Source organism: Streptomyces triticagri (genome assembly GCF_003429565.1).
Lineage (GTDB): Bacteria > Actinomycetota > Actinomycetes > Streptomycetales > Streptomycetaceae > Streptomyces > Streptomyces triticagri.
Window position 1 is genome coordinate 1 of sequence record NZ_QUAK01000136.1, and the last position, 984, is coordinate 984.

General features: G+C 69.9%; 2 protein-coding genes. Both read left to right on the top strand.

Annotated elements, in window-relative coordinates:
* On the top strand, nt 1-585 hold a 585-nt coding region (locus tag DY218_RS24280), incomplete at its 5' end, for a phosphopantetheine-binding protein (protein ID WP_199566840.1).
* A gap of 114 nt (nt 586-699) precedes the next feature.
* The coding region (locus DY218_RS24285; RefSeq protein ID WP_147336160.1) for a condensation domain-containing protein at nt 700-984 on the top strand (285 nt) is incomplete at its 3' end.

Below are 984 nucleotides of genomic sequence, written 5' to 3' on the forward strand. Positions count from 1 at the left end.
GTCGACCAGACCCTGGTCACCACCACGCCCGACGCCGACGGCAACCCCCAACTCACCGCCTACCTCACCCAACCCACCCACACGGACCCCCTCACCGCGGGCGAACTGCGGAGCTTCCTCGCCGAGCGCCTGACGCCCGCGATGGTGCCCGCCCGTCTGGTGCGCCTCGACACGTTCCCGCTGCTCACCAACGGCAAGATCGACCTCAACTCACTGGCCGGCGCGGCGGGTGAGGAACTGGTGGCCCAGCGGGAGTACGAACCGCCGGCCGGCCCGCTCGAGGAAGTGCTCGCCGGAATCTGGGCGGACGTCCTCGGCCGGGAACAGGTCGGTGTCCACGACGACTTCTACGACCTCGGAGGGCACTCGCTGCTCGCCACCCAGGTGGTCTCCCGCGTACGGACGCTGCTGCGCATCGAGGTGTCGCTGCGTTCCTTCGTCGGCATCTCGACCGTCCGCCAACTGGCCGCCCTGGCCCGGACCACCGGCAGCCAGGAGGGCCTGGACGCCGACCAGATCGCCGGACTCGTCCTGCAGATCAGCCGGCTCTCCCAGGACGAGGCCGCCCAGCAGCTCCGGAGCTGAACCCACGTCCCCGGGGCGGACATCCGCCCCGGGTCACACCCACGCGTCCCGCGTCACACGTACGCCCACGTCCTGCGTCACACGTACGCCCACGTCACACGGAGGTACTTCACCATGGCTCTCGCACCCTTCTCCCCCGAGCAGCAGAAGCTGCTCGACGCGATGCTCGACGGCCAGGGCGTCGCCCGCAAGGATTCCGTCATCGCCCGCCGGCCCGACCCGGACGCGCCCGCACCGCTGTCCTTCGCACAGGAGCGTCTGTACTTCTTCGACCGGATGCAGCCCGGCTCCCCGCTCTACTCCATGATCGGCCTGGTCCGGTTGCGGGGTGTGGTGGATGTGGGGGTGTTGGAGGGTGCGTTGGGTTTGGTGGTGGAGCGGCATGAGGTGTTGCGGACG